General features: G+C 70.0%; 2 protein-coding genes. Both read right to left on the bottom strand.

From position 1 onward, the window contains the following. Positions 1-218: 218 nt before the first annotated feature. On the bottom strand, positions 219-1,268 hold the full coding sequence (locus ACTOWY_RS38915) for a class I SAM-dependent methyltransferase (protein WP_441314605.1): 1,050 nt from the start codon (positions 1,266-1,268) through the stop codon (positions 219-221). Further along, the gene (locus ACTOWY_RS38910; protein WP_441314604.1) at positions 1,268-2,479 is read right to left on the bottom strand and encodes a cytochrome P450; all 1,212 of its coding nucleotides are present in this window, start codon (positions 2,477-2,479) and stop codon (positions 1,268-1,270) included. The genes ACTOWY_RS38915 and ACTOWY_RS38910 overlap by 1 nt, the downstream gene beginning before the upstream one ends. Positions 2,480-2,481: the final 2 nt, after the last annotated feature.

Genomic DNA, 2,481 nt, shown 5'->3' with positions numbered 1-2,481 from the left:
GTTGTCCCCAGTTCCCCTTGGCTGAGCGCAGCCTCCCGCGCGCACCCCTGGCGGGGACACAACGCGCGGGAGACGTTCGCCCGACGTATGGCGCCAGACCCCGGCCCGCACCCAACGTCGAGTCGGCCCAACTGGTACGCCCGGTTGGGCAAACCAGGCGTACGGCTTGGGCCAACTCGACGGTGAGTGGGTTGCGGACCGGACTTCCGGCTGTTGGCTTACGAGAGCCGGGCGAGCACCCGATAGGTGTTGGTCAGCCCGGCCCGCTCCGGCGCGAGCGTGAGCAGCCGGTCCAGCAGCACACCGGCCACCGCCAATGGCATGCCAGCCGCCACCACCGCGCCGCGCGCCAGGCGCTCCAGCGGGTTCGGCGGCACCGCCAGCCACGGCGCGTCCCCGCGCGGGGCCAGGTTCTCCACGAACAGTCCGGCGGCCAGCATCAGATCGAAGGGCATGTGTGCCTTCTTCCGGTGCACCTCGACCACGGTGAAGCCCTGCTCGTCCAGTTCCGCGCAGAGGTTGCCCACCGGCACGAAGTTCAGGTGCTGTGGCTGCAACCAGGACAGCCAGTACCGGCCGAGCACCTTGGCCAGTCTGCACTCCGGATCAGGCACCTCGATCACCAGATGTCCGCCGGAGCGCAGGGTTTCCCTGGCCGCGGCGATCTCCTCGCGCGGTTCCACGCTGTGCTCCAGGTAGTGGAACATGCTGACCACGTCGTACTGCCCGGCCAGCCCACCCGACAACGCCGTGAACCGGCCCTGGTGCGCCTGCCGGATCCGGCCCTCACCCTCGGCCAGCAGCACCCCGTCGGTCATGTCCACACCGTCGAAATCGGTGTGCGGGAACAGCTTGGCCGCCGTGCCGCAGAAGTGGCCGTGACCGGTGCCCACGTCCAGCCAAGCTTTGGGTTCGGTGTGCGGCCGCACCATCCCGGCCCGGTCCTTGTACGCGCCCTGCTGGCTGCGGAAGCGGCCGGCGGTGGCCTTCTCCCCCAGCCGGTCGTAGAAGTCGCGGTAGTAGAAGTCCAGGCCCTCCTCGGTCAGCCGCGGGTTCTGGAACACGTGCCCGCAGCCACCGCACTCATCCAGCAGGAACCGGCCTGGCTTGTGCTGCATGAGATCCGGCGTGCGCAACCGGGTGGTCAGCTTGGGCGAATCGCACCACGGGCACTCCCGCCTGCGTGGCTCGAAGAACCGAGCGGTGCCACCGGCCAACGCTTCGGCGTACTCCGCGCGCAGCCCGGCGATCACCTCACCACGCCCCATCACCGCCCCCAGGTGACCGGCAGGTTGCGCACACCCTGCAACGCCATGCCGACGCCGACCGGGATCTCCGCGACCGGCTTGGCCAGCCGCAGATCGGGGAAGGTGCGCAGCAGCGTGCCGTAACCGACCCGCATCTGCACCCTGGCCAGCTGCTGGCCCAGGCAGATGTGCGGCCCGTAGCCCAGCGCGAGATGTCCGGCGGCGTCGGTCCGGCGCAGGTCCAGCCGGTCCGGATCGGCGAAGCGGGCTGGATCCCGGTTGGCCGCGGCCACGTGCACCAGCGCGGTCTCACCCTGCTTGAGCAGCACCCCGTCGATCTCCAGGTCCTCCACCGGACAACGCTGGGTGCCGTCCTTGACCACGCTCAGATACCGCAGCAGCTCCTCCACCGCGTTGTCCATAATGGACTCGTCCGCGCGCAGCACGGCCAGCTGCTCGGGGTTGGTCAGCAGCGCGTACATGCCCAGTGCCAGCTGACTCGCCGAGCCCTCGAACCCGGCGATCAGCATGCCCAGACAGGCCCCGATCACCTCCGGCGCGGACAGTTCGCCACTGGCCACCACCGCGCTGAGCACATCGTCGGCCGGGTCGGCCGCGCGCCGCTGCACCAGTTCGGCCAGGAACATGTAGATGCTGCCGATGGCGGTCTTGCTGTCCTCGTAACTGCTGGCGTGGTTGAGGAAGGTGGCGGTGTCCTGCTCGAACCGGTCCCGGTCCGCATACGGCACGCCAAGCAGCTCACAGATCACCATGGAGGACACCGGCACCGCGAAGTCCGTGGTCAGGTCGGCCGGCGGGCCCGCGGCGAGCATGGCCTTGGCGTGTGACTCGGCCACCTCGGTGATCCGGTCGGTCAGCTCGTTGATCCGGCGGGCGGTGAACTGCCCGGCGAAGAGCTTGCGGAAGCGGGAGTGCTCCTCGCCGTCCATCTTGCTGAACATGCCGGGCGGGTAGTCCGCGGGGTTGAAGCTCTGCGCGCGCTCACCGGCGATGGCCGGGTGCGAGTACTCGGCGCGCGCGCTGAACCTCGGGTCGGTCAGGATCGCCTTGGCCTGGGCGTAGCCGGTGACGAGCCAGCCGGCATGCCCGTCGGCGAAGGTGAACGGCGCGATCGGCGCCTGCGCCCTGATCCGGGCCAGCACGTCGGAGGGGTCCAGCGGGCGTTCCCGGGTCGGGGGCAGCCCGTTGCCCAGGTGGATGGTCTCGGTCATGG

This window comes from Crossiella sp. CA198 (genome assembly GCF_052078295.1).
Lineage (GTDB): Bacteria > Actinomycetota > Actinomycetes > Mycobacteriales > Pseudonocardiaceae > Crossiella.
This window is presented reverse-complemented; position numbering and strand designations above follow the sequence as displayed.

What these genes read in the sequence shown, in the direction of transcription:
- ACTOWY_RS38915 (WP_441314605.1), bottom strand. Translation starts at nt 1,268, where the DNA reads ATGGGGCGTGGTGAGGTGATCGCCGGGCTGCGCGCGGAGTACGCCGAA.
- ACTOWY_RS38910 (WP_441314604.1), bottom strand. Translation starts at nt 2,479, where the DNA reads ATGACCGAGACCATCCACCTGGGCAACGGGCTGCCCCCGACCCGGGAA.